General features: G+C 62.7%; 20 protein-coding genes, 1 tRNA gene and 1 riboswitch. Of the genes, 17 read left to right on the top strand and 4 right to left on the bottom strand.

Going from position 1 to position 21,694, the window contains the following annotated elements; translation table 11 throughout:
* The first annotated feature begins 15 nt into the window (after positions 1–15).
* The 3 genes from nuoN (at position 16) to ACODSD_RS14890 (ending at position 2,198) form a co-directional block, all read left to right on the top strand.
* The gene (gene nuoN, locus ACODSD_RS14900) at positions 16–1,470 is read left to right on the top strand and encodes an NADH-quinone oxidoreductase subunit NuoN (RefSeq protein WP_048413409.1); all 1,455 of its coding nucleotides are present in this window, start codon (positions 16–18) and stop codon (positions 1,468–1,470) included.
* 12 nt (positions 1,471–1,482) lie between these two features.
* A complete protein-coding gene (locus ACODSD_RS14895; RefSeq protein ID WP_107800396.1) occupies positions 1,483–1,776 on the top strand; it encodes a DUF2818 family protein in 294 nt (97 codons plus the stop codon).
* Positions 1,777–1,898: 122 nt separating this feature from the next.
* A complete protein-coding gene (locus tag ACODSD_RS14890) occupies positions 1,899–2,198 on the top strand; it encodes a putative quinol monooxygenase (protein WP_227104747.1) in 300 nt (99 codons plus the stop codon).
* Between the two features lie 180 nt (positions 2,199–2,378).
* Here ACODSD_RS14890 and ACODSD_RS14885 read toward each other — a convergent pair whose 3' ends face one another.
* Together ACODSD_RS14885 and ACODSD_RS14880 are read right to left on the bottom strand one after the other, a co-directional pair.
* Positions 2,379–3,245: a lipid A biosynthesis lauroyl acyltransferase gene (locus tag ACODSD_RS14885; protein ID WP_107800394.1), complete on the bottom strand. Its 867-nt coding sequence runs from the start codon at positions 3,243–3,245 to the stop codon at positions 2,379–2,381.
* A gap of 170 nt (positions 3,246–3,415) precedes the next feature.
* Complete coding sequence (locus tag ACODSD_RS14880) at positions 3,416–4,297, bottom strand: lysophospholipid acyltransferase family protein (RefSeq protein ID WP_107800393.1); 882 nt, start codon at positions 4,295–4,297, stop codon at positions 3,416–3,418.
* A gap of 76 nt (positions 4,298–4,373) precedes the next feature.
* Here ACODSD_RS14880 and metK point away from each other — a divergent pair, with 76 nt between their 5' ends.
* On the top strand, positions 4,374–5,543 hold the full coding sequence (metK, locus tag ACODSD_RS14875) for a methionine adenosyltransferase (protein WP_107800392.1): 1,170 nt from the start codon (positions 4,374–4,376) through the stop codon (positions 5,541–5,543).
* Positions 5,544–5,604: 61 nt separating this feature from the next.
* Here the strand turns inward: metK and ACODSD_RS14870 are convergent, their stop codons facing one another.
* On the bottom strand, positions 5,605–7,242 hold the full coding sequence (locus ACODSD_RS14870) for a histidine kinase N-terminal 7TM domain-containing diguanylate cyclase (RefSeq protein ID WP_253314544.1): 1,638 nt from the start codon (positions 7,240–7,242) through the stop codon (positions 5,605–5,607).
* A gap of 79 nt (positions 7,243–7,321) precedes the next feature.
* Positions 7,322–7,395: riboswitch (S-adenosyl-L-homocysteine riboswitch) on the top strand.
* Between the two features lie 62 nt (positions 7,396–7,457).
* Between ACODSD_RS14870 and ahcY the strand changes: the two genes are divergently transcribed.
* Together ahcY and metF are read left to right on the top strand one after the other, a co-directional pair.
* Positions 7,458–8,867, top strand: a complete 1,410-nt coding sequence (ahcY, locus tag ACODSD_RS14865) for an adenosylhomocysteinase (RefSeq protein WP_199225919.1) — start codon at positions 7,458–7,460, stop codon at positions 8,865–8,867.
* A 129-nt stretch (positions 8,868–8,996) separates the two neighbouring features.
* Positions 8,997–9,833: a methylenetetrahydrofolate reductase [NAD(P)H] gene (gene metF / locus ACODSD_RS14860; RefSeq protein WP_107800389.1), complete on the top strand. Its 837-nt coding sequence runs from the start codon at positions 8,997–8,999 to the stop codon at positions 9,831–9,833.
* An 84-nt stretch (positions 9,834–9,917) separates the two neighbouring features.
* Here the strand turns inward: metF and ACODSD_RS14855 are convergent, their stop codons facing one another.
* Entirely contained in the window at positions 9,918–10,403 is a 486-nt protein-coding gene (locus ACODSD_RS14855; protein WP_107800388.1) for an Lrp/AsnC family transcriptional regulator, read from the bottom strand.
* Positions 10,404–10,886: 483 nt separating this feature from the next.
* On the opposite strand from ACODSD_RS14855, the gene hppD reads away from it, so the two are divergent.
* The 11 genes from hppD to ACODSD_RS14800 all read left to right on the top strand — a co-directional run bounded on the left by hppD (position 10,887) and on the right by ACODSD_RS14800 (position 21,680).
* Positions 10,887–11,960, top strand: coding sequence for a 4-hydroxyphenylpyruvate dioxygenase (gene hppD / locus ACODSD_RS14850; RefSeq protein WP_488877693.1), 1,074 nt, complete (start codon positions 10,887–10,889; stop codon positions 11,958–11,960).
* 58 nt (positions 11,961–12,018) lie between these two features.
* A complete protein-coding gene (locus tag ACODSD_RS14845) occupies positions 12,019–13,149 on the top strand; it encodes a homogentisate 1,2-dioxygenase (protein ID WP_253314542.1) in 1,131 nt (376 codons plus the stop codon).
* Between the two features lie 185 nt (positions 13,150–13,334).
* Complete coding sequence (locus ACODSD_RS14840) at positions 13,335–14,318, top strand: fumarylacetoacetate hydrolase family protein (protein WP_488877692.1); 984 nt, start codon at positions 13,335–13,337, stop codon at positions 14,316–14,318.
* Positions 14,311–14,955 carry a maleylacetoacetate isomerase gene (maiA, locus tag ACODSD_RS14835; protein ID WP_227104737.1) on the top strand — a complete coding sequence of 215 codons (645 nt, stop codon included), beginning with the start codon at positions 14,311–14,313 and terminating at the stop codon, positions 14,953–14,955. Before ACODSD_RS14840 ends, maiA begins: the two co-directional genes overlap by 8 nt.
* A gap of 152 nt (positions 14,956–15,107) precedes the next feature.
* Positions 15,108–15,183: transfer RNA gene (locus ACODSD_RS14830), tRNA-Phe, on the top strand.
* Positions 15,184–15,282: 99 nt separating this feature from the next.
* On the top strand, positions 15,283–16,176 hold the full coding sequence (locus ACODSD_RS14825; RefSeq protein WP_107800383.1) for a LysR substrate-binding domain-containing protein: 894 nt from the start codon (positions 15,283–15,285) through the stop codon (positions 16,174–16,176).
* 222 nt (positions 16,177–16,398) lie between these two features.
* A complete protein-coding gene (locus ACODSD_RS14820; RefSeq protein ID WP_107800382.1) occupies positions 16,399–17,964 on the top strand; it encodes a BCCT family transporter in 1,566 nt (521 codons plus the stop codon).
* On the top strand, positions 17,961–19,973 hold the full coding sequence (locus ACODSD_RS14815) for a CocE/NonD family hydrolase (protein WP_488877691.1): 2,013 nt from the start codon (positions 17,961–17,963) through the stop codon (positions 19,971–19,973). Before ACODSD_RS14820 ends, ACODSD_RS14815 begins: the two co-directional genes overlap by 4 nt.
* A gap of 27 nt (positions 19,974–20,000) precedes the next feature.
* Positions 20,001–20,270 carry a CBU_0592 family membrane protein gene (locus tag ACODSD_RS14810; RefSeq protein WP_107800380.1) on the top strand — a complete coding sequence of 90 codons (270 nt, stop codon included), beginning with the start codon at positions 20,001–20,003 and terminating at the stop codon, positions 20,268–20,270.
* A gap of 163 nt (positions 20,271–20,433) precedes the next feature.
* Positions 20,434–20,790, top strand: a complete 357-nt coding sequence (locus tag ACODSD_RS14805) for a carboxymuconolactone decarboxylase family protein (RefSeq protein ID WP_488877690.1) — start codon at positions 20,434–20,436, stop codon at positions 20,788–20,790.
* 92 nt (positions 20,791–20,882) lie between these two features.
* Positions 20,883–21,680: a Cof-type HAD-IIB family hydrolase gene (locus ACODSD_RS14800; protein ID WP_227104730.1), complete on the top strand. Its 798-nt coding sequence runs from the start codon at positions 20,883–20,885 to the stop codon at positions 21,678–21,680.
* Positions 21,681–21,694 lie beyond the last annotated feature (14 nt).

The raw sequence follows: 21,694 nt of genomic DNA, 5'->3' as shown, positions 1-21,694 counted from the left end.
GAAGGAATGGAAACAATGAATTGGGCTGATCTCAACCTGATACCGGCAATTCCCGAGATGTTCCTCGCCGGCGCGATTCTGTTCGTGCTGATGGCGGACCTGTTCGTTTCGGACGAAAAGCGCGGCATCACCCTGGGCCTGACCCTGCTGAGCCTGTTGGGCGCGGCAGTGGCGCAGGTGATGACTTTCACCGCGCAGCCGGTGGTCACCTTCTCCGGCATGTTCGTCGCCGATCCGATGGGCGGCGTGGTCAAGCTGGCCATGTACGCGGTCACCGCCATCGTGCTGATCTACAGCCGGCAGTACACCGCCGACCGTCAGCTGTTCAAGGGCGAGTACTTCTCGCTGGCCCTGTTCGCGCTCTTGGGCATGAACCTGATGGTGTCGGCCTCGCACTTCCTGACCTTGTACATGGGTCTGGAACTGCTGTCGCTGGCCTTGTACTCGCTGATCGCGCTGCAGCGCGATTCGGTGCAGGCCACCGAGGCGGCGATGAAGTACTTCGTGCTGGGCGCGCTGGCCTCCGGCCTGTTGCTCTACGGCATCTCCATGGTTTACGGCGCCACCGGCTCTCTGGAACTGGCGACGGTCGCCAAGTCCATCGCCGCGCACAAGGCCAACGACGTGTTGCTGGTCTTCGGCCTGGTCTTCATCGTGGCCGGCCTGTCCTTCAAGCTGGGCGCGGTGCCGTTCCATATGTGGGTGCCGGACGTTTACCACGGCGCGCCGACTTCGGTGACGCTGATGGTGGGCGCGGCGCCCAAGCTGGCGGCCTTCGTGTTCACGCTGCGCATCCTGGCCCAGGGCCTGGACGCGCTGGTGGCGGACTGGCAGCAGATGCTGGTGATCGTGGCCGCGCTGTCCATGGCCATCGGCAACATCACCGCCATCGTGCAGACCAATATCAAACGGATGCTGGCCTATTCGACGATCTCGCACATGGGCTTCCTGCTCCTGGGCGTGCTGGCCGGCACCAAGGTCGGCTACTCGGCGGCGCTGTTCTACGCGCTGAGCTATGTGCTGATGTCGCTGGTCAGCTTCGGCATGCTGCTGGCGCTGTCCCGCGCCGGTTTCGAATGCGAGAAGGTCGACGATCTGAAGGGCCTGAACAGCCGCAACAGCTGGTATGCGCTGCTGATGCTGCTGACCATGTTCTCCATGGCGGGCATCCCGCCGCTGGTGGGCTTCTACGCCAAGTTCGCGGTGATCAAGGCCATCGTCGACATCGGCATGATCAAGCTGGCCATCTTCGCGGTGCTGATGTCGGTGATCGGCGCGTTCTACTACCTGCGCGTGGTGAAGGCGATGTACTTCGACGACGCCGAAGACCGCAGCGACATCGTGGTGCGCGGCGATATGAAACTGGTGCTGTCGCTGAACGCGCTGGCCTTGCTCTTCATCGGCCTGCTGCCGGAACGCGCGATGGAGCTGTGCCTGCAAGTCGTGCGTCAATCGCTCACCGTGATTTAAGGCCTGTCCACCATGCAATCCAGCGTCATCGTTTTGCTGATCGTCGCCCTGGCGGCGGCGAACCTGCCGTTCCTGACCCAGAAAGTGGGCGGAGTGTGGAAAGTGGCCAACAAGCATTTTGGCTGGCGCTTTCTGGAATTGACGGCGCTGTATCTGCTGGTGGGCGGTTTCGCCTACCTGCTGGAAAGCCGGCTGATGCCGGTGCAGTCGCAGAACTGGCAGTTCTACGTGACCACCTTGTCCTTATTCCTGGTGTTCGCGTTTCCGGGCTACGTCTATCGCTATTTCTGGCGGCGACGGGCCTAGCCGGGCTGGGCGGACGCAATACGCGGCGCGGACGGGATTTCCCGTCCGCGCTGTTTTTTTTGGGGGGGAAGGGCGCGGCGGCGTAGCGAGGCCCGCGCGATGAGACGAAGGGAGAGGACGGGATGTTGAAAGTGATTGCTCAGGACTTCATTCAGCCGGACCGCGTGGCCGAGGTGATGCCGCTGTATCGCGAACTGGTGGAGAAGACGCGGCAAGAGCCGGATTGCATCGGCTATGAGCTGTTCATCGATCAGAAAGACCCCGGCCATTTCGTCTTCATCGAGACCTGGCCGGACAGGGAGGCCCTGGATCGGCATTGCCAAACCGAACATTTCCGGCGGCTGGTGCCGCAGATCGACAGCCGGCAGCGACAGGCGGGCACTTTTTTGCTGATGGACGCCTTCGCCGAGGCCGGCAGTTGATTGAAAAAGGCGCCGCGTTGCGGCGCCTTGCTTAGAACGTGTTTACGATCTCGCGAGTAAGAGCGAGACAAGGCGAAAACAGCTGAGAAAGCGGAATGGTCAAGCGGTACATGAGCATTTCAAAGCGGGCACTCATCGCACAATGTCTCTACCGACACGTAGCAGATCGTGAACAGGTTCTTAGTAAAAGCGGGCCTCGCCCTGCGGCCGGCTCTTGAAGCGCTTGTGCAGCCAGAAGTACTGGTCCGGGATTTCACGGACGCGCTGCTCCAGGAAGGCGTTCATGCGGCGGGTGTCGGCCTCCACGTCCTCGCTGGGATAGTCGTCCCACGGCGGGTAGAACTCCAGCTCGAAGCGGTCGCCGACGCGGCGGGCGATGGCCGGCACCACCTTGGCGCGCGCCAGCTTGCTGATGCGGGACAGGCCGGTGATGGTGGCGGCCTTGACGCCGAAGAAGTCGACGAAGACCGAGTCGCGCACGCCGAAGTCCTGGTCCGGCAGATAGAGGAAGGGCGCGTGGTCCTTGCGCATCGCCTTGATGATGGGGCGCAGGCCCTCCTGGCGGGACACGATGTAGGCGTTGTCGTAACGCTGGCGGCCCTGATAGATCTGGCGGTCCAGCGCCTCGTTCTTCTGGTGGGAGTAGACGCTGACCAGCGGGATGTGCTGGTTCAGCGAATACACGCACATTTCAAAGCCGATGAAGTGAGGGTAGAACAGAATCACGTCTTCGCCGCGTTCGCGCAGTTCGGTGACGTAGTGCAGGTTCTTGATCTCGACCAGCTTGTCGATGCGCGCGGCCGAACTCCACCAGACCACGCCGTACTCCAGCACCATGCGTATCATGTGCTGGAAATTGCGGCGGATCAGCCGGCGGCGTTCCGCCACCGGCATCTCGGGAAAGCACAGGCGCAGATTGATCATGCCGACGCGGCGGCGGTCGCGCGCCAGACAGTAGGCGACATTGCCCAGGCCGCGGGCCAGCAGGCCGATCGCCCACATCGGCAGCAGGCGGATGAGCCATAGCAGGGCAAAAGCGAATTTCATAGATTTCCTTGTTGGGATGCTCGACAAACCGACTGCGCGGCTCGATAGCTGCGTTGCTCCGTGCGCGCTCCCTCGCTGTACTGTTTGTACTATCTCGGTCGCTGTGCGCCAATGTCCAACGGGGGCGCCTTGCTCTCAAGCCGCTCGTGACGGTTTGTCTTGGATCCCTGTTATTGCGCGTCCGGCCGGCTGACGCCGGGCGGACATTTATAGCGGTTATAGCTCCACAGGTATTGGCTGGGGAAGCGGCGGATCAGCGCTTCCACCTGGGCGTTGAGCTGGGCGGCGTCCTGTTCCTTGTCGCCGCTGAAGGCTTGCGCCGGCGGTTCGATGTGGACGCGGAAGCCCTGGCCGCCCGGCAGGCGCTCGCCGACGAAGAACAAGGTCTCCACGCCGCTGATCTGCGCCAGTCGCGGCACCAGGGTCATGGTGTAGGCCGGGCGTTCGAAGAACGGCGCCCACACGCCCTCGCCGTTGCCGGGCACCTGGTCCGGCAGGATGATGGTGGCTTCGCCGGATTTCAGCGCCTTCATCAGCACGCGCACGCCGGCGCCGGTGGCCGGCGCGGTCTTGCCCTTGCCGCGGGCGCGGCCGGCCTGCATCACCGGTTCCAACCAAGCCATCTTGGGAGGGCGGTACATCGCGGTCAGCGGAAACGGCAGCCGCGAGCTGATGTAGCGGCCGGCGATGTCGTAGCTGCCCAGATGCGGGGTGACGAAGACGATGCCGTGGCCCTTGGCCAGCGCCGCCTCGACGTGCTCCCAGCCGGAGCAGGATTGGACCATGGCGGCGATGTCGTCCGGCTCGCGGCACCAGGCGATGGCCAGTTCCAGCGCGCCCTTTCCGGTTTCCGCGGCGCTTTGTTTGACTAAACGCGGTAAAAGCTGATAATTTCCACAGATTTTACTAGAACTTAGGTTCTCCCGGAGCCGTGCTCTGTAGCGGGGGGACGCATGATAAGTCAGTCGTCCAAGAACGGCACCTAGGCCTTGTAGCCAGGATAAAGGCAGGTGCGCCAGGAAAGACAGCAATAAATGGACTAGCTTAGACATATGAAGCTCAGTCTTGGTCTTAAAGCGACCTATTTTATCATCACAAGGTTTTGCATTTTTCGGGAACGAATAATAAATGAGCGAATATCTGTTTACATCTGAGTCGGTGTCGGAAGGACACCCGGACAAAGTCGCCGATCAGATCTCCGACGCCATCCTCGATGCCATCTTGCGCGAGGACAAGCACGCGCGCGTCGCCGCCGAGACCCTGGTGAACACCGGCCTGGTGGTGTTGGCCGGCGAAATCACCACTAGCGCCAATATCGATTACATCAAGATCGCCCGCGAAACCATCAAGCGCATCGGTTACGACGATTCCGCGCTGGGCTTCGATTTCCGCGGTTGCGCGGTGATGGCTTGCTACGACAAGCAGTCGCAGGACATCGCCCAGGGCGTCAACGAAGGCGAAGGCCTGGATCTGAACCAGGGCGCCGGCGACCAGGGCCTGATGTTCGGCTACGCCTGCGACGAAACCCCGACGCTGATGCCGTTCCCGATCTACTACGCGCACCGTCTGGTGCAGCGTCAGGCCGAGTTGCGCAAGGACGGCCGCCTGCCGTGGCTGCGCCCGGACGCCAAGAGCCAGATCACTTGCGTCTACGACGGCGCCACCGGCCTGCCCAAGCGCATCGACACCGTGGTGCTGTCCACCCAGCATACCCCGGAGATCGATCACAAGACGCTGACCGAGGCGGTGATCGAGGACATCATCAAGCCGGTGCTGCCGCCGGATATGATCACGCCGGAAACCAAATTCCTGATCAACCCGACCGGCCGCTTCGTGATTGGCGGCCCGATGGGCGATTGCGGTCTGACCGGCCGCAAGATCATCGTCGACACCTACGGCGGCGCGGCGCCGCATGGCGGCGGCGCTTTCTCCGGCAAGGACCCGTCCAAAGTGGACCGTTCCGCCGCCTACGCAGGCCGCTACGTGGCGAAGAACATCGTCGCCGCCGGCCTGGCGCGCCAGTGCCAGATCCAGGTTTCCTACGCCATCGGCGTGGCCGAGCCGACCTCGATCGCGGTGGACACCTTCGGCACCAACTCGATTCCGAACGAGAAGATCGTCGAGCTGGTGAAAAAGCATTTCGATCTGCGCCCGAAAGGCATCATTCAGATGCTGGACCTGTTGCGCCCGATCTACAGCAAGACCGCCGCTTACGGCCACTTCGGCCGCGAAGAGCCGGAATTCAGCTGGGAGCGCACCGACAAGGTGGAAGCGCTGCGCGCCGACGCCGGTCTGTAAACCGCGCTCGGCTTCGCGCCAAGAAACGCCTGTCCACGGACAGGCGTTTTTTTGTGTCTTGCTAGAGGGCCGCGCTCAGGCGGCAGGCGTTCTTGCCGCCGGCCTTGACCGCGTACAAAGCCCGGTCCGCGGCCTGGTACAGGGCGGCCGGGCTGTCCGCGTGCACGGGGAAGGCGGCCAGACCGCAGGAGAAGGTGGCGCAGAAACTGTCGTCGCCGGCGCCGTGGGGCTGACGGGCGAAGGCTTGCCGCCAGCGCTCGGCGCGTTCCCAGGCCTGGGACGGCGAGCAGCCGGGCATCAGCACCAGAAACTCCTCCCCGCCCAGGCGGCAGAGGATGTCGCCGCCGCGGCCGTCTTCGGCGAGCAGCGCGGACAGGCGGCGCAAGACCTCGTCGCCGAAGTAATGACCGAAGCTGTCGTTGATGCGCTTGAAATCGTCCAGATCGATCAGCGCGATGCTGAGCGGCGCGCCCTCGCTGCGCGCGCGGCTCAGTTCGCGGGCGAAGGTGTCGTCCAGATAGCGGCGGTTGTACAAACCGGTCAGCGGATCGCGCAAGGCCTGCTCGCGCAGCGCCGCCTGCAGCGCTTCGATTTCGGCGATGCGCAGGGCCAAAGTCTGATTGGCGCCGCGCAGCGCCTCCTCGGCCCGGCGCCGCTCGGTGATGTCGCGGGCCACCAGCATGCGGCTGGAGTGAGGCTGAGGCTGCTGGGCGATCGGATACACGCGCAGGTCCAGGATGCGCGCGCCGTCTTGCAAGGACAGCTCCAGAGATTGCTCCCGGCCGCGCAGGATCTGCTCTCGCGGCCAGTCCGCCGGCAAGGGCTGGCCCAGCAATTGACGGCCGGGCCGGCCCAGCAGCCGCGCGGCGGCCGGATTGAGGTCCAGGATGCGCAGCTCGTCGTCCACCACCAGCACCCCGTCGCCCATGGCTTCGAAGGAGCGCGCGCGCGCCACCGGCACCAAGTAGAGCAGGCGCAGGTAGAGCAGGTCCAGCGCGAACACCAGGCCGGTGACGGTGAAGGCGAGCGGCGTCGGATCCAGGCCCTGCAAGGGCATGGCGCCGCTCAGGTAAAGGATGTTGCCCAGCCAGGGCGCGCAGGCGCTGGCCATCAGCACGATGGATTGTCCGCGGAAGTGGGCCGGGTAGTAATGCAGCGCGCGGATCAGCATCAGCGAGCCGATCAGCATCATCAGGTAGGAATAGCCGGCGACGCCGATCCAGAACGCCGGGCCGTGCCCGTAGATCAGCAGATTGTAGCCGGAAGGGCTGGGCCGGTAGCCGGTCCACACCAATTGGTGGCTTTCGTTGCTGAACGCCAGCAGCAGGCAGAGCAAGGGCAGGGCGAACAGCGCCGCCAGCCAGCGCCGGCTCAGCTGGATGCGGTTATAGTCCAGCGCCAGCAGCAGGAAGAGCACCGGGGTGCTCAGCGTGCCCAGGTATTCCAGCTTGGACCAGGCGATCTTGGCGGACAGGCTGGCGGCGGACAGCTCGCACATCGCGCCGGCGGCCCAGAACGCCACCGAACTCATCAGCAGCGCCAGCCAGCGCACCCCGGGAAACTGGCGGCGATACCAGGCGATGGCGGCGATGGCGGTGGAAATCAGCGCGGCGATCCCGGACAGGGCGGCCAGCGGGGTGAAGTCGAAAGTCATGGGGCGAGGATGAATCGGCAAGCGGCTAGTGTATCTTCTTGGCATGCAGACTCCTACCTTTTCCGAGCGGCATAGGTATAATCGAAACGTCGCCGTCCGCGTGTCCACGCCGCCGGCGGCCGGTCGGCCCGAGGGGCGCTGCGAGGATGATCCATCCCCAGGCTCGGGCCGCTCCCGTTTCAACGGCGCTCACCTGATCAAAACCGTGCCGGGCACGGGAGCGGGTGAGCCGCATCCTGGCCGGCTGCGTGAACTAAGGAATGCTCGCGATGGCTGATTTCACCGATTTTCATGTTGCCGATATCAATCTGTCCGCCTGGGGCCGCAAGGAACTGGCGATTGCCGAAACAGAAATGCCGGGCCTGATGGCCTTGCGCGATGAGCACCGGCACAGCCAGCCGCTGCGCGGCGCGCGCATCGCCGGCAGTCTGCACATGACGATCCAGACCGGGGTCTTGATCGAGACCCTGGTGGCGCTGGGCGCGGAAGTGCGCTGGGCCTCTTGCAATATCTTCTCCACCCAGGACCACGCCGCCGCCGCCATCGCCGCGGCCGGCATTCCGGTATTCGCCTTCAAGGGCGAGAGCCTGGACGAATACTGGGAGTTCAGTCACAAAATCTTCGAATGGCCGGAGCAGGAGCCCGCCAATATGATTCTGGACGACGGCGGCGACGCCACCTTGCTGCTGATGCTGGGCAGCAAGGCGGAAAGCGATCGCGGCGCGATCAGCCACCCGTCCAACGAGGAAGAGACCGCGCTGTTCGCCGCCATCGCCCGTTATCTGGAAAAAGACCCGCAGTGGTATTCCAAGCGGCTCAAGCACATCAAGGGCGTGACCGAGGAAACCACCACCGGCGTGCACCGGCTCTATCAGCTGGAGAAGGAGGGGCGTTTGCCGTTCCCGGCCTTCAACGTCAACGACTCGGTGACCAAGTCCAAGTTCGACAACCTCTACGGCTGCCGCGAATCGCTGGTGGACGGCATCAAGCGCGCCACCGACGTGATGGTGGCCGGCAAGGTGGCGGTGGTGTTGGGCTACGGCGACGTGGGCAAGGGCTGCGCGCAGAGCTTGCGCGGCCTGGGCGCCACGGTGTGGGTGACCGAAGTGGACCCGATCTGCGCGTTGCAGGCGGCGATGGAAGGCTATCGCGTGGTGCGCATGGACGAAGTGGCCGACCAGGCCGATATCTTCGTCACCGCCACCGGCAATGTCGGCGTGATCACCCACGAACATATGAAGAAGATGCGCAACAACGCCATCGTCTGCAATATCGGCCATTTCGACAGCGAGATCGAAGTCGCCAGCCTGCGCCAGTACCAGTGGGACAATATCAAGCCGCAGGTGGACCACATCATTTTCCCTGACGGCAAGCGAGTGATCCTGTTGGCCGAGGGGCGGCTGGTCAATCTGGGTTGCGCCACCGGCCACCCCAGCTTTGTGATGTCCAACTCCTTCACCAACCAGGTGCTGGCTCAGGTGGAAATCTTCGCTAACGGCCTGCAATACGGCAAACAGGTGTATGTCTTGCCCAAGCATCTGGACGAGAAGGTGGCGCGCCTGCACTTGGGCCGCATCGGCGCCAGGCTGACCGAGCTGTCCGACGAACAGGCCGCCTACATCAGCGTGCCCAAGCAAGGTCCATATAAGCCGGATCACTATCGTTATTGATTTTTATAACGATAGAAAAACGGACAGGGCTATTAGAATGGTGCTGTCCGTTTTTTCTTGTCCGCTGCTGCGGATCGCGGCCAACCTATAAAAACAAAGGAGTCTCCCGCAGGGAGATGCAGAGAGATCATGACAGCACAGAGCCGAACCTTCAGTTTCGAATTCTTTCCGCCCAAGACGCCGGAAGGCATCGCCAAGCTGCGCACCACGCGCCAGCAGCTGGCCCAGTTCAAGCCGCAGTTCTTTTCCGTCACCTTCGGCGCCGGCGGCACCACCCGCGACGGCACGCTGGCGACGGTGCTGGAAATCCGCAGCGAAGGCCACGCCGCCGCGCCGCACCTGTCCTGCATCGGCTCCACCCGCGAGAATATCGGCGCCATCCTCAAGGAATACCGCAACAACGGCATCCGCCACATCGTCGCGCTGCGCGGCGACATCCCGTCCGGCATGGTGGCGGCCGGCGAATTCCGCTACGCCAACGAGTTGGTCGAATTCATTCGCGCCGAGCACGGTGACCATTTCCACATCGAGGTGGCCGCCTATCCGGAGTTCCATCCGCAGGCGCGCTCGGCCGAGGACGACATCGGCAACTTTGTGCGCAAGGTCCACGCCGGAGCCAATTCGGCGATGACCCAGTACTTTTTCAACGCCGACGCCTATTTCCGCTTCGTCGACGAGGTTCAGGGCCGGGGAGTGAATATTCCCATCGTGCCGGGCATCATGCCGATCTCCAATTTCGGGCAACTGTGTCGTTTTTCCGACATGTGCGGCGCGGAAGTGCCGCGTTGGCTGCGCCAGCGCATGCAGGCCTATTACGACGACAGCGCGTCCATCCGCGCACTGGGCCTGGACGTGGTGACCGAGTTGTGCGATCGCTTATTGCAGCACGGCGCGCCGGGTCTGCACTTCTACACGCTGAATCAGGCCGGCTTGGTGTCCACCATTTGGCAGCGGCTAGGTTTGTGAATCGGGACGCGTTCCCATGCAAAACGGCCCGGTATTCCGGGCCGTTCTTTTTCAAATCCGTATGCGGTTCGGGGCCGCGCCGCCTTAAAGACCACGCAGCTGGCCGAGCGGCAGCGAGGTGGTCCGCTTGATCTCCTTGAGCACGAAGCTGGACTTCACATCCGCGACACCGGGGTGTTGCAATAGCTCGTCCATCACGAAGCGCGAAAAGTGCTCCATGTCCTCGAAGTACACCTGCAGCAGATAATCCATCTCGCCGGTCATCGCAAAGCAATTGATGACCTCCTGCCAGCTTTGCACCGATTCGATGAAGCTTTGCAGATGCGCGTTGCCGCGTTTCTCCAGCGTGACTCTGACCCAGGCTTGCAGGCCCAGGCCGATGCGGGCCGGGTCCAGCAGCGCCACGTATTGGCGGATCACGCCGGATTCCTCCAGCTGCTTTAGGCGACGCAGGCATGGGGATGGAGACAGGGCCACCCGTTCTGCTAATTCCACATTGGTTAAGCGGCCGTCGTGTTGCAGTTCGGCCAGAATACGCAAGTCTGTCTTATCTAATGTAAGACTTGGCATGTTTTCTCCTAAAAGAGGCAAAATATTAGTGTTTTATACTTAGTTATTACTGGTTTCTTGGTATTTAGCAAGAAAATTGCCCCGTAGTTTCCATAGAATAAAAAGCCTAAAAACGCATTCTACACACGGCGCTAAAAAAGCACCGGGGTTTGTCGAGTGAATAAGACGGCGGAGATAAGATTCACATTCTGAGGAGAAGCTTGTCGTTCGTCGCGGCAAGTCAAACCAGCGCGCGGCAAGCGCCTTTCTCCTCATTCAGTCTTTTCCCTTCCGACTTTTCCACGCGAAGCCAAATGCGTTGCACAGGGCTTTTTACAACATGTCATGACAAGACTATCACAAGACATGTCATCAAAAGCTACTGTTACTTGTTTATAAACAAGCTTGTTGCGCGGAATACCAGATCAAGTCGCCGGTTCAGAGCGGCGCCACGCTCCGCTCGCCGCCCAGCGGCCGCACACTCATCTACAACAGGAGAAACAGATGAAAATGGAAACCATACTGCAAAACCCCCTGGCCACCGACGGCTTTGAATTTGTCGAATACACCGCGCCCAGCGCCGAAGGCCTGGCCAAACTGAAGGCCTTGTTTCTGTCGCTGGGTTTCAGCGAAGTGGCGCGCCACCGCAGCAAGAACGTCAGCCTGTTCCGCCAGGGCGACATCAATTTCATCTTGAACGGCGAGTCGTCGCAGCCGGCCAACGATTTCGGCCACGAGCACGGCCCGTCGGCTTGTGCGATGGCGTGGCGCGTCAAGGACGCGGCCAAGGCCTATGAATACGCGCTGGCCCAGGGCGCCAAGAAATACGAGCGCCCGATCGGCTTCATGGAGCTGAATATTCCGGCGGTGGAGGGGATTGGCGGCTCGGCACTGTATTTCGTCGATCGCTACGGTCCGGAACACAGCATCTACGATGTGGACTTCCAGCCGCTGGACGGCGTAGACCAGCATCCGCAAGGCGTGGGCCTGTATGAGATCGATCACCTGACCCACAATGTGTTCCGCGGCAATATGGCCAAGTGGGCGGGTTTCTACACCGATATCGCCAACTTCCGCGAAATTCGTTACTTCGACATCGAGGGCAAGCTCACCGGCCTGGTGTCCCAGGCGATGACCAGCCCCTGCGGCAAAATCCGCATCCCGATCAACGAATCCTCCGACGACAAGAGCCAGATCGAGGAATTCCTGCGTGAATACCACGGCGAGGGCATCCAGCACATCGCGCTGACCACCCGCGACATCTACCGCACCGTGGAAACGCTGAAAGCCGCCGGCACCCGCTTCCTCGACACCCCGGACACCTATTATGAAAAAGTGGACGAGCGGGTGCCGGGCCATGGCGAAGACCTGGCGCGCCTGCACAAAAACCACATCCTGGTGGACGGCGCGCCGGTGGACGGCGCCGGCATCCTGCTGCAGATCTTCACCGAGACCGTGATCGGGCCGATCTTCTTCGAGATCATCCAGCGCAAGGGCAACGAGGGCTTTGGCGAGGGCAACTTCCGCGCCCTGTTCGAGTCGATCGAAGAGGACCAGATCCGCCGCGGCGTCATCTAAAGCCCGCAGTTCATCGATGCCATCCCGCCGCCCAGGCGGCGGGATTGAAGGACACACCATGCGTAAATGGATTCAGTACCCCCACCGCGAAGGCACCGTCTCGCGCCAGGCCCACGCCGATTTCCCGGACACGGCCATCTATGAGCGCGAAGTGGGCCGCAGCGGTTTTTTCGGTCCCGCCACTCATTTGCACCACAAGCATCCGCCCACCGGCTGGAGCGCCTGGGAAGGCCCGTTGCGCCCGCGCGCCTTTGATCTGAACGAACTGCCCAAGAGCGTCGCCGCGCCCTGGGCCGCGCCGCTGGTGCTGCACAACGCGCAATGCAAGCTGCGCATCTGGAGCGTGGATCAGGCGATGACCCAGCTGTTCCGCAACGGCGACGGCGACGACATGCTGTTCATCCACGCCGGCAGCGGCGAGCTGTTCTGCGATTACGGCCACCTGAGCTACCGCGACGGCGACTACATTCTGATGCCGCGCTCCACCAGCTGGCGCATCGAACCGGCCGCGCCCACCACCATGCTGTTGATCGAAGCCAGCAACGGCGCCTACCAATTGCCGGACAAGGGCCTGGTGGGACCGCACGCCATCTTCGACGAGGCGATGCTGGACGTGCCGTCCATCGACGACGCCTTCCGCGCGCAGCAGACCGAGGACGAGTGGCAAGTGGTGATCAAGCGCCGCGGCGCGCTGTCCACCGTGACTTACCCGTTCAATCCGCTGGACGCGATAGGCTGGCACGGCAATCATTCCGTCGCCCGCATCAACTGGCGCGACATCCGGCCGCTGATGAGCCATCGCTACCATCTGCCGCCATCGGCGCACACCACCTTCGTCGCCGACGGCTTTGTGATCTGCACCTTCGTGCCGCGGCCGATCGAATCCGATCCCGGCGCTTTGAAGGTCCCGTTCTATCACAACAACGACGATTACGACGAAGTGATCTTCTATCACGCCGGCGACTTCTTCAGCCGCGACAACATCAAGCCCGGCATGCTGACCTTCCACCCGGCGGGCTTCACTCACGGGCCGCATCCCAAGGCCTTCGCCAAGGCGATGACGGAGCCCAAGACCTTCACCGACGAAGTGGCGGTGATGATAGACACGCGGGACGCCTTGGAGCAGGGGCCGCAGATGCCGGCGGTGGAGTGGACCCAGTATGTGGACAGCTGGAAACCCAAGCCCTGATTGTTTGAGTTCATTTCTACTGCGCAGGCTGATCTCGAAACTGTGATGTTCGCGGTACCATTTGTACCGCTGCGCTTCTCGTTTCGACCTCAGCCCGCTCGCGACGAAATGCTCCTCAAACGAAGCTTTCATGTCATACCCGTATCACTGGAATTTCAGCTGCCCAGCTGCAGAAAGAATAGAAGATGAAACTCGCCACATATCAGAATCAAACCCGAGACGGCCAGTTGTTGGTCGTCAGCCGCGACCTGTCCCGTGCGGTGGCGGTGCCGCAGATCGCCGCCAGTCTGCAACAGGCGCTGGACGGCTGGGACGCGCTGGCGCCGCGGCTGCAGGAAGTCTACGCCGCGCTGAACGCGGGCGAGGTGTCGGGCGCTTTCCCGTTCGAGCCGGAGCGCTGCCACAGCCCGCTGCCGCGCGCCTATCAATGGGCGGACGGCAGCGCCTATCTGAATCATGTCGAGCTGGTGCGCAAGGCGCGCGGCGCCGAGGTGCCGGCCAGCTTTTACCATGACCCGCTGATGTACCAGGGCGGCTCCGACGCCTTCCTGCCGCCGCTGGCGCCCATCCCGCTGCGCGACGAGGCCTGGGGCCTGGACTTCGAGGGCGAGGTGGCGGTGATCACCGGCGACGTGCCGCTGGGCGCGGACGCCGACGCCTGCGCGGGCCAGATCCGCCTGCTGATGCTGGTCAACGACGTCAGCCTGCGCAATCTGATCCCCAACGAGCTGGCCAAGGGCTTCGGCTTCTTCCAGAGCAAGCCGGCCACGGCTTTCTCGCCGGTGGCGGTGAGCCCGGACGAATTGGGCGCCGCCTGGCGCGACGGCAAGGCGCATCTGCCGCTGCTGGTGGAATACAACGGCGCGCCTTACGGCCGTCCCAACGCCGGCGTGGAAATGCAGTTCAGCTTCCCGCAACTGGTGGCGCACGTGGCCAAGACCCGCGAGCTGGCCGCCGGCTCCATCATCGGCTCCGGCACCGTGTCCAATCACGACCGCAGCGTCGGCTCCTGCTGCCTGGCGGAACAGCGGATGATAGAAACCATAGAGAGCGGCGCGCCGACGACTCCGTTCATGAAGGTGGGCGACCGCGTGCGCATCGAGATGAAGGACGCCGCCGGCGCCAGCGTCTTCGGCGCCATCGAGCAGACGGTGGTGAAACATGGTTGAGCGCGTGCTCTACGGTTATTTCCGTTCCAGCGCCGCTTACCGGGTGCGCATCGCGCTGAATCTCAAGGGGCTGGATTACCGCTATCAAGCGGTCAATCTGCTCAAGGGCGAGCAGCGCAGCCCCGAGTATCTGGCCATCAATCCGCAGGGGCTGGTGCCGTTGCTGGACGACGGCGGGGTCAAGATCGCGCAGTCCCTGGCCATTTGCGAATACCTGGACGAGGCCTATCCGGATGCGCCGCGGCTGTTGCCGTCCGCTCCGGCGGCGCGGGCGCGGGTCCGCGCGCTGGCCCTGGCCATCGCCGCCGACATCCATCCCTTGCAGAACACTCGAGTCGGCAAGTATCTTCAGACCGAGTACGGCAAGGACGAAGAGGGCAAGGCGGCGTGGATACGGCACTGGATTCGCACCGGCTTCGACGCGCTGGAGCAAGCGCTGGCGGAATCGCCCAGCCGTTACGCGGCGGGCGAGCAGCCGACGCTGGCCGATGTCTGCCTGTTGCCGCAGGTGTTCAGCGCCCGGCGTTTCGGCCTGGACCTGAGCGCGTATCCGCACATCGTCCGCGTTGCGGACGCGCTGGAGCAACTGCCGGCTTTCGCCGACGCGCATCCATCCCGTCAGCCGGATGCGATCTAAGTCTTTGATCCGGCGGGCCGGTCGTTTCAGAGGGCCCGCCCGCCTGCTTTTCCCGCGCCGCCGCGGTTCGTTTTTTTGCAATTATTCCTTGACTCTGAATTCGTCCTCTGATTAAATGCGTGGCTCTGACGGCGCGACAGCGCAGCAGTGATGGCCAGTTAGCTCAGTTGGTAGAGCAGCGGATTGAAAATCCGCGTGTCCGTGGTTCGATTCCGCGACTGGCCACCAGATACCTGAAAAGCCGAACTCGTTGAGTTCGGCTTTTTGCATTGCGGCGGCGGACGTCTGTCCTGTCGCCGGTTTTGGGGGGCGTGCCATAATGAGGCCATGAAACCGCTGCCGCCTCTTTATACCCTGATCGCTTTTGAAGCTGTGGCCCGGCTCTCCAGTTTTACCCAGGCCGCCGGTGAACTGAATCTGTCGCAAGGCGCGGTCAGCCGTCAGCTGCAGTTACTGGAAGACTATCTGGGGTGCAAATTGCTGCAGCGGGGCACCCGCAAGGTGGAATTGACTCCGGCCGGCGAACAATACCTGAGCGAAGTCCGCTCCGCCCTGGAGCAATTGGCCGGCGCCACCGCCAGTCTGATGCATTGGCAGCAAGACAAGCAGGTGACGGTGGCCTGTTCCACCGCGCTCGCCTCCTTGTGGCTCATGCCCAATCTCTCCGCCTTCCGCCAAGCTCAGCCCGACCTCTCAATCCGCATTCTGGCCAATGATAATATTCAAGAGCTGCAGGCATTCGAATTCGACCTCGGCGTTTACTATTTCCGTCAGCCTCCCAAGGACGCCGATGCGGTGGCCTTGTTCGATGAGCACATGTACGCGGTTTGCAGCCCGGGCTATTTGCCGGCCGGTCCGGCCCAGCCAGCGGCTTTGTTGGACGAGACGCTGATCACCATGGATGGCGGTCAGCGCGACTGGTTCAACTGGCCGCAGTGGTTTGCCGCCCAAAACATCGCCTGGAGACCGGCCGCCAGACAATTGAGCGTGACCAACCACCATTTGGCAGTGCAGGCGGCGCTGGCCGGGCAGGGGGTGGCGCTGGCCTGGGGGCATCTGATCGACAGCTATCTGGCCAGCGGAGCGCTGGTGATGGCGTCGGACGCCAAGGTGACGATGAGCGGCGCTTTTTACTTGTTGCTGCCGGAACGGAGGCGGCCCAAGCCGGCCACCAGATTGTTCGCGGATTGGCTGGCCTCGCTGGCGGTGATGCGGCGGTGACATCGGATGGTGGCCTCACGCCTGCAAGATGGCGATCACACGGCTTGATTGATGAGCTGAAAACATAAATCTATCTAAAACTATCGTTTGTCCCGGCTTGGGTTTATCGCCGACACTGGTTTGGCCTGGGTAATAGCCCAGGCTTGCCTGCAAGCCGCGCCGGCATCAGAACCGCCGCCCCAGGGGCGACAGCGGCGGCAGGCTCCATCAAGGAGACAAACCATGCGTAGCCATCATCGCATCCGGCCCCTGGTATTCTGGCCCACCTTTTTGCTGCTGTTGGCGGCCTTGCTGCTCAGCTATCTTGACCTGTCGGTCTTCCTCCGTCTGGCCGGCGCAGCCAATAAATGGATACTGGGCCACTTTTCCTGGCTATTCAGCCTAGCCAGTTTCAGCCTGTTGTTGACCTGTGTCTGGGTCTACTGCTCGCCGATAGGCAAGCTGCGCATCGGCGGTGCGGACGCCTTGCCCTTGTTGGGTCGCAAGCGCTGGTTCGCCGTCACCTTGATGACCACGATGGCGGTTGGGGTGCTGTTCTGGACCTCGGCCGAGCCGATCTACCACCTGTACTACCCGCCGGCGGCGTATGGCCTGCGCGCCGGTAGCGCCGAGGCCGCCAGTTTTGCCATGTCGGCCATGTTTCTGCACTGGACATTCACCCCTTACGCCATTTACACCGTGCCGGCCCTGCTGTTCGGCTTGGTGTTTTACAACCTCAAGCTGCCGTTCTCGGTAGGCAGCATGTTGCGGCCCTTGCTGGGACGCTGGGTGGGGGGCCGCAGCGGGCAATTGATCGACGCCCTGGCTTTGTACTCTCTGGTGGCCGGCATGGCGTCCAGCCTGGGCACCGGCGCCTTGGCGCTGGTGGGCGGCATCAACCAGTATCTGCCCCTGCCTGCCAGCCCGTTCAGCATCGGCCTGGTGATTGCCTGCATTGTCGTGACCTTTGTCTGCTCGGCGCTCAGCGGCTTGCAACGCGGGCTGAGCTGGTTGTCCAGCGTCAATACCTGGGTTTTGCTGGGGCTGGCCGGGTTTTTGCTGATTTTTGGGCCGACTACTTTCATCCTGGCGTTTGGCCTGGAGTCGTTTGGCAACTATTTGAACCAGTTCTTTCGGTTAAGCCTGTCCACCGGCGCGGCCAGCCAGGATGGTTGGGCGGGCTCCTGGACCATCTTCTATTGGGCGGTATGGTTTGCCTGGGCGCCGATCAGCGCCATGTTTCTGGGCAAGATCTCCCGCGGTTACACCGTGCGGGAGGTGATCGTGATGAATTTGCTGCTGCCGGCCGGCTTCACCGCGCTGTGGATCATGATTTTCAGCGGAACGGCCCTATCCATTGATTTGGGCCAGGCCGGCCTGCTCAAAGGCGTGCTGGAGAGCCAGGGCGTGGAGAATGTGCTGTACACCATCATCCGCCAGATGCCCTTGAGCGAACTGATGGTGGCCATGGTGGTGTTCATCGCCTTCCTCAACTATGTCACTGCGGCGGACAGCAATACCGACGCTATCAGCAATCTGTGCACCGCCGGTTTTTCCTCAGACAGCGCCGAAAAAGCGGGCATGGGCATGAAAGTGGTGTGGGGCGGGGTGATCGGCGTGGTGTCTTGGGTGATGACCAGTTACGCCGGCGGCGTCGATGGCGTCAAAATGATGTCCAATCTAGGTGGTTTGCCGGCCTTGCTCATCATCATGGGCTGCATGCTGTCGCTTATCGCCTTGGTGCGTTCCGGCAAGCTGACATGTCCGCCTTCCGACGCGCCCGTAGTCGTCAAGGAGACGCGATCATGAAAACCGTCACTCAGCTGCCGCGGGCCATTCGCGAAGTGGAGCACTTCACCATCACGCTGGCTGACGGCTGCCAATTGGCCGCGCGGATGTGGCTGCCGATGGACGCCGAAGCCAGCCCGGTGCCGGCGATTCTGGAATACCTGCCTTACCGCAAGCGCGACGGCACGGCTGTGCGCGACCAACTGACTCACCCGTACTTCGCCGGCCACGGTTATGCATGTCTTAGGGTGGACATGAGGGGCTGCGGCGAGTCCGATGGCGACTTCGTCGATGAATACCTGCAACAGGAACAGGACGATGCGCTGGAGGTGATTGCCTGGATCGCCGCGCAAGCATGGTGCAGCGGCAAGGTCGGCATGATGGGCATCTCCTGGGGCGGCTTCAATAGCCTGCAAGTGGCGGCCCGCCAACCGGAGGCCTTGAAGGCCATCATCACGCTATGCTCCACCGACCATCGCTACGCCGACGACATCCACTATAAGGGCGGTGCGCTATTGCTGGAAAACCTGGGCTGGGCCGGCACCATGTTCAGCTATTGCGCCGCCGCGCCCGATCCGCTGTTGGTGGGCGAGGCCTGGCGGGAGCGTTGGCTGCAACGCTTGGAGCGGATGCCTATGTTGCTCAAAACCTGGCTGAGCCATCAGACCGACGACGACTATTGGCGGCATGGTTCCATCTGCGCCGATTACAGCAGCATCAAGGCCGCCGTTTACGCGGTGGGCGGTTGGGGAGACGCCTATCACAACGCCGTCGGCCGGATGATGCGGCATCTGAGCTGCCCGAAAAAAGCGCTGATCGGTCCGTGGGCCCATAAGTATCCGCACTTCGCAGTACCGGATCCGGCGATCGGTTTTTTGCAGGAAGCGCTGCGCTGGTGGGACTACTGGCTGAAGGATATCGACACCGGCATCATGGCGGAAGACCCGGTCACCCTGTATCTGCAAGACGCGGCGCCGCCGCGGGCCAGTTATGCCGCACGTCCGGGCGTCTGGCTGCGCGACCCGGCCTGGCCCAGCCCGCATGTTCAGCGAAGGGAGTGGGGGCTGAACGCCGCGGGCGAGCTGCGGCCGGACATGGCCAGCGAGGGGGAGGCCGCGATTCGTTCGCCGCTGACCACCGGCGCCGCCTGCGGCGAATACTGCGTGATCTGGCTGGGGCCGGAGTTCCCGCTGGATCAGCGTCGCGACGACGCCGGCTCGCTGGTGTTCGACAGCCCTGCGTTGGAGCGGGAGCTGCCGCTGTTGGGCGCGCCGACGCTGCGGCTGCGGCTGAAGTGCGACAGCCCCAGCGGTCAACTGGCGGTGCGGCTCAACGATGTGGCGCCGGATGGCGCGGTCACCCGCATCAGTTACGGGGTGCTGAACCTGGCGCTGCGCGACGGTTATCAACAGCGGCGGGCGGTCAGGCCGGACGAGTGGATGGATATCCGGCTGCAACTGGATGATTGCGGCTACCGTCTGCCGGCGGGCCATCGGCTGCGCTTGAGCGTCTCCAGCGCTTACTTCCCGCTGATCTGGCCGGCAGCGGATCATGCCCGGCTGACATTGGACCTGGCCGGCGCCACGCTCAGCCTGCCGGTGCATGATCTGAGCACCGTGGTGGCGCAGCCCTTTGCCGAGCCGGAAGGCGCGCCGCCGCTGGCGCTGAGTTATTTGCGCTCTCCCGCCAGCAGCCGCGAAATCATCGAGGACGCGATGAGCGGCGAGGTGCGCACCGAGATTCGCGACGACTTCGGCCACTATCGCTTTGACGACCATGGTTTGGAAGTGGCGCAAAGCTGCGAGGAAATTTACCGTATCCGGCCCGAGCAGCCTTTATCGGCCAGCGGGGTGGTGAAGTGGAGCTATAGCGCCGGCCGCGGTGATTGGCGGGTCAGGGTGGAGAGCGAGTTGAGGCTGACGGCGGATGCCCATCATTTTCGCATTCAGGCAGAGCAAAGCGCTTGGGAGGGGGAGCAATTGCTGCAACGGCGGGAATGGGACGAATGGGTGCCTCGTCAGGTCCAATAAGGCGGAACACCGCAAGGATGGTGAGCGATGATGTGGTATGACTGGATAGGGCTGATCGGGGTGTTTTTCTATCTCCTGGCCTACAGCCTGCTGCAATGGAGGCTGGTGGACTTGAGCGACTACAGCTATAGCGGCTTCAATCTGATTGGCGCGATGCTGCTGCTGATCTCGCTGTGTTACGCCTTCAACTTGGCTTCATTGCTGGCGCAAGTGTTGTGGATCGTCATCAGCTTGGTGGGCATGCGCAAAACCCGCAAGGAGCGTTTGCTGGCCTTGTCGGGCAGGGAGGGGATTTAGGCCGAGTGGGCGGCGGAGGCGTTTTACATGCCGTCCATGGCGGCTGGTCACCAGCTGCCTGAAAAGCCGAACTCGATGAGTTCGGCTTTTTGCATTGCGGCTTGCTTTCATCTTTCAATATATGATTAAATATAATATATATTGTTATGTTAAGGAGACGAGCATGAGCCTTCATTACCCTGATTTGAGTGCGGAACTGGGCGCGGAGTTGAGCAAGCTGCGCAAGGAAATCCCGGAAACGATGAAAGGCTTCGGCCAGATGAGCCGGGCCGCTCACGCGGACGGCGCCTTGTCGAACCGGACCAAGGAACTGATCGCGCTGGCCATAGGCATCGCCAACCGCTGCCACGGCTGTCTGGCCTTCCATGCCAAGGCGGCGGTGGAACTGGGCTGCAGCCGCGCCGAATTCATGGAGATGCTGCAAGTGGCCGTCTATATGGGCGGCGGTCCTTCCTTGATGACGGCGGCGGAGGCCTTGCAGGCCTATGAGCAGTTCGGCGGGGAGAGCGCGCCCGGCTGATCCCGGTTCGGACCAGAAAGCGCTCGCTCGCATTGATGGGCAGCGCCGCCGGGCGGGCGTATACTGTGCGCTTCTGTTGTCGCGGGAGTTTGATGGTGTATCACTTCATCGCATCCGATCTGGATGGCACCTTGCTGGACCCCAATCACGCGGTGGACGATTTCACCGCCAGCACCTTGCAGGCCCTGCAGGCGCGCGGCGTGCGTTTCGCCATCGCCACCGGCCGTCATTATCTGGACGTGCAGGGCATACGCCAGGCGCTGGGCATCCGCGCTCACCTGATCACGTCCAACGGCGCGCGGGTGCATGATCCCGACGACAAGCTGGTGCATCGCCAGGATATCGATCCCGTCTTGGTGCGCCGGCTGGCGCAGCCGGAGTTCGCCGCCGGCACGGTGCTGAATTTCTATCTGGACGACGCCTGGCTGATCGACCAACCCTGCCAGTATCTACTCAATTTCCACGCCGATTCCGGCCTGCGCTATCAATTGGCCGATCTGGCCGGGCACGGCGGCGAGGGCGTCGGCAAGGTGCTCTACATCGGCGAGCACGCGTATTTGCTGGAGGTGGAGCGCAAGCTGCACCAGGCCTTCGGCGATGAGCTGTACATTACTTTCTCGGCCGACGATTGCCTGGAGGTGATGGCGCCCGGGGTATCCAAGGGCCACGCGCTGGAGCTGGTGTTGTCGGATCTGGGCCTGGACAAGGCGCATTGCCTGGCCTTTGGCGACGGTCAGAACGATATTGAACTGCTGCGCACCGCCGGCCACCCGCGGATGATGGGCAACGCCCAGGCGCGGCTGGCCGAGCAACTGCCGGATGTGCCGCGCATCGGCAGCAACCGCGAAGCCGGCGTGGCGCGCCATCTGCGCGAGTTGTTCGCCTTATAGCCGAGACGGGCCCC

It is taken from the genome of Chromobacterium sp. FG22, from assembly GCF_057809415.1.
Note: the sequence above shows the minus strand (reverse complement) of the source record. Positions and strands in the feature narration are given on the sequence as shown.

Excerpts from the sequence above, each read along its gene's own strand:
- ahcY (WP_199225919.1), top strand. The coding sequence starts at position 7,458 with ATGCTCGCGATGGCTGATTTCACCGATTTTCATGTTGCCGATATCAAT.
- ACODSD_RS14825 (WP_107800383.1), top strand. The coding sequence starts at position 15,283 with ATGAAACCGCTGCCGCCTCTTTATACCCTGATCGCTTTTGAAGCTGTG.
- ACODSD_RS14870 (WP_253314544.1), bottom strand. The coding sequence starts at position 7,242 with ATGCCAAGAAGATACACTAGCCGCTTGCCGATTCATCCTCGCCCCATG.
- ACODSD_RS14880 (WP_107800393.1), bottom strand. The coding sequence starts at position 4,297 with ATGTCTAAGCTAGTCCATTTATTGCTGTCTTTCCTGGCGCACCTGCCT.
- ACODSD_RS14845 (WP_253314542.1), top strand. The coding sequence starts at position 12,019 with ATGCGTAAATGGATTCAGTACCCCCACCGCGAAGGCACCGTCTCGCGC.
- hppD (WP_488877693.1), top strand. The coding sequence starts at position 10,887 with ATGAAAATGGAAACCATACTGCAAAACCCCCTGGCCACCGACGGCTTT.
- maiA (WP_227104737.1), top strand. The coding sequence starts at position 14,311 with ATGGTTGAGCGCGTGCTCTACGGTTATTTCCGTTCCAGCGCCGCTTAC.
- ACODSD_RS14800 (WP_227104730.1), top strand. The coding sequence starts at position 20,883 with ATGGTGTATCACTTCATCGCATCCGATCTGGATGGCACCTTGCTGGAC.
- metF (WP_107800389.1), top strand. The coding sequence starts at position 8,997 with ATGACAGCACAGAGCCGAACCTTCAGTTTCGAATTCTTTCCGCCCAAG.
- ACODSD_RS14890 (WP_227104747.1), top strand. The coding sequence starts at position 1,899 with ATGTTGAAAGTGATTGCTCAGGACTTCATTCAGCCGGACCGCGTGGCC.
- metK (WP_107800392.1), top strand. The coding sequence starts at position 4,374 with ATGAGCGAATATCTGTTTACATCTGAGTCGGTGTCGGAAGGACACCCG.
- ACODSD_RS14840 (WP_488877692.1), top strand. The coding sequence starts at position 13,335 with ATGAAACTCGCCACATATCAGAATCAAACCCGAGACGGCCAGTTGTTG.
- ACODSD_RS14815 (WP_488877691.1), top strand. The coding sequence starts at position 17,961 with ATGAAAACCGTCACTCAGCTGCCGCGGGCCATTCGCGAAGTGGAGCAC.
- ACODSD_RS14810 (WP_107800380.1), top strand. The coding sequence starts at position 20,001 with ATGATGTGGTATGACTGGATAGGGCTGATCGGGGTGTTTTTCTATCTC.
- ACODSD_RS14805 (WP_488877690.1), top strand. The coding sequence starts at position 20,434 with ATGAGCCTTCATTACCCTGATTTGAGTGCGGAACTGGGCGCGGAGTTG.
- ACODSD_RS14885 (WP_107800394.1), bottom strand. The coding sequence starts at position 3,245 with ATGAAATTCGCTTTTGCCCTGCTATGGCTCATCCGCCTGCTGCCGATG.
- ACODSD_RS14895 (WP_107800396.1), top strand. The coding sequence starts at position 1,483 with ATGCAATCCAGCGTCATCGTTTTGCTGATCGTCGCCCTGGCGGCGGCG.
- ACODSD_RS14820 (WP_107800382.1), top strand. The coding sequence starts at position 16,399 with ATGCGTAGCCATCATCGCATCCGGCCCCTGGTATTCTGGCCCACCTTT.
- ACODSD_RS14855 (WP_107800388.1), bottom strand. The coding sequence starts at position 10,403 with ATGCCAAGTCTTACATTAGATAAGACAGACTTGCGTATTCTGGCCGAA.
- nuoN (WP_048413409.1), top strand. The coding sequence starts at position 16 with ATGAATTGGGCTGATCTCAACCTGATACCGGCAATTCCCGAGATGTTC.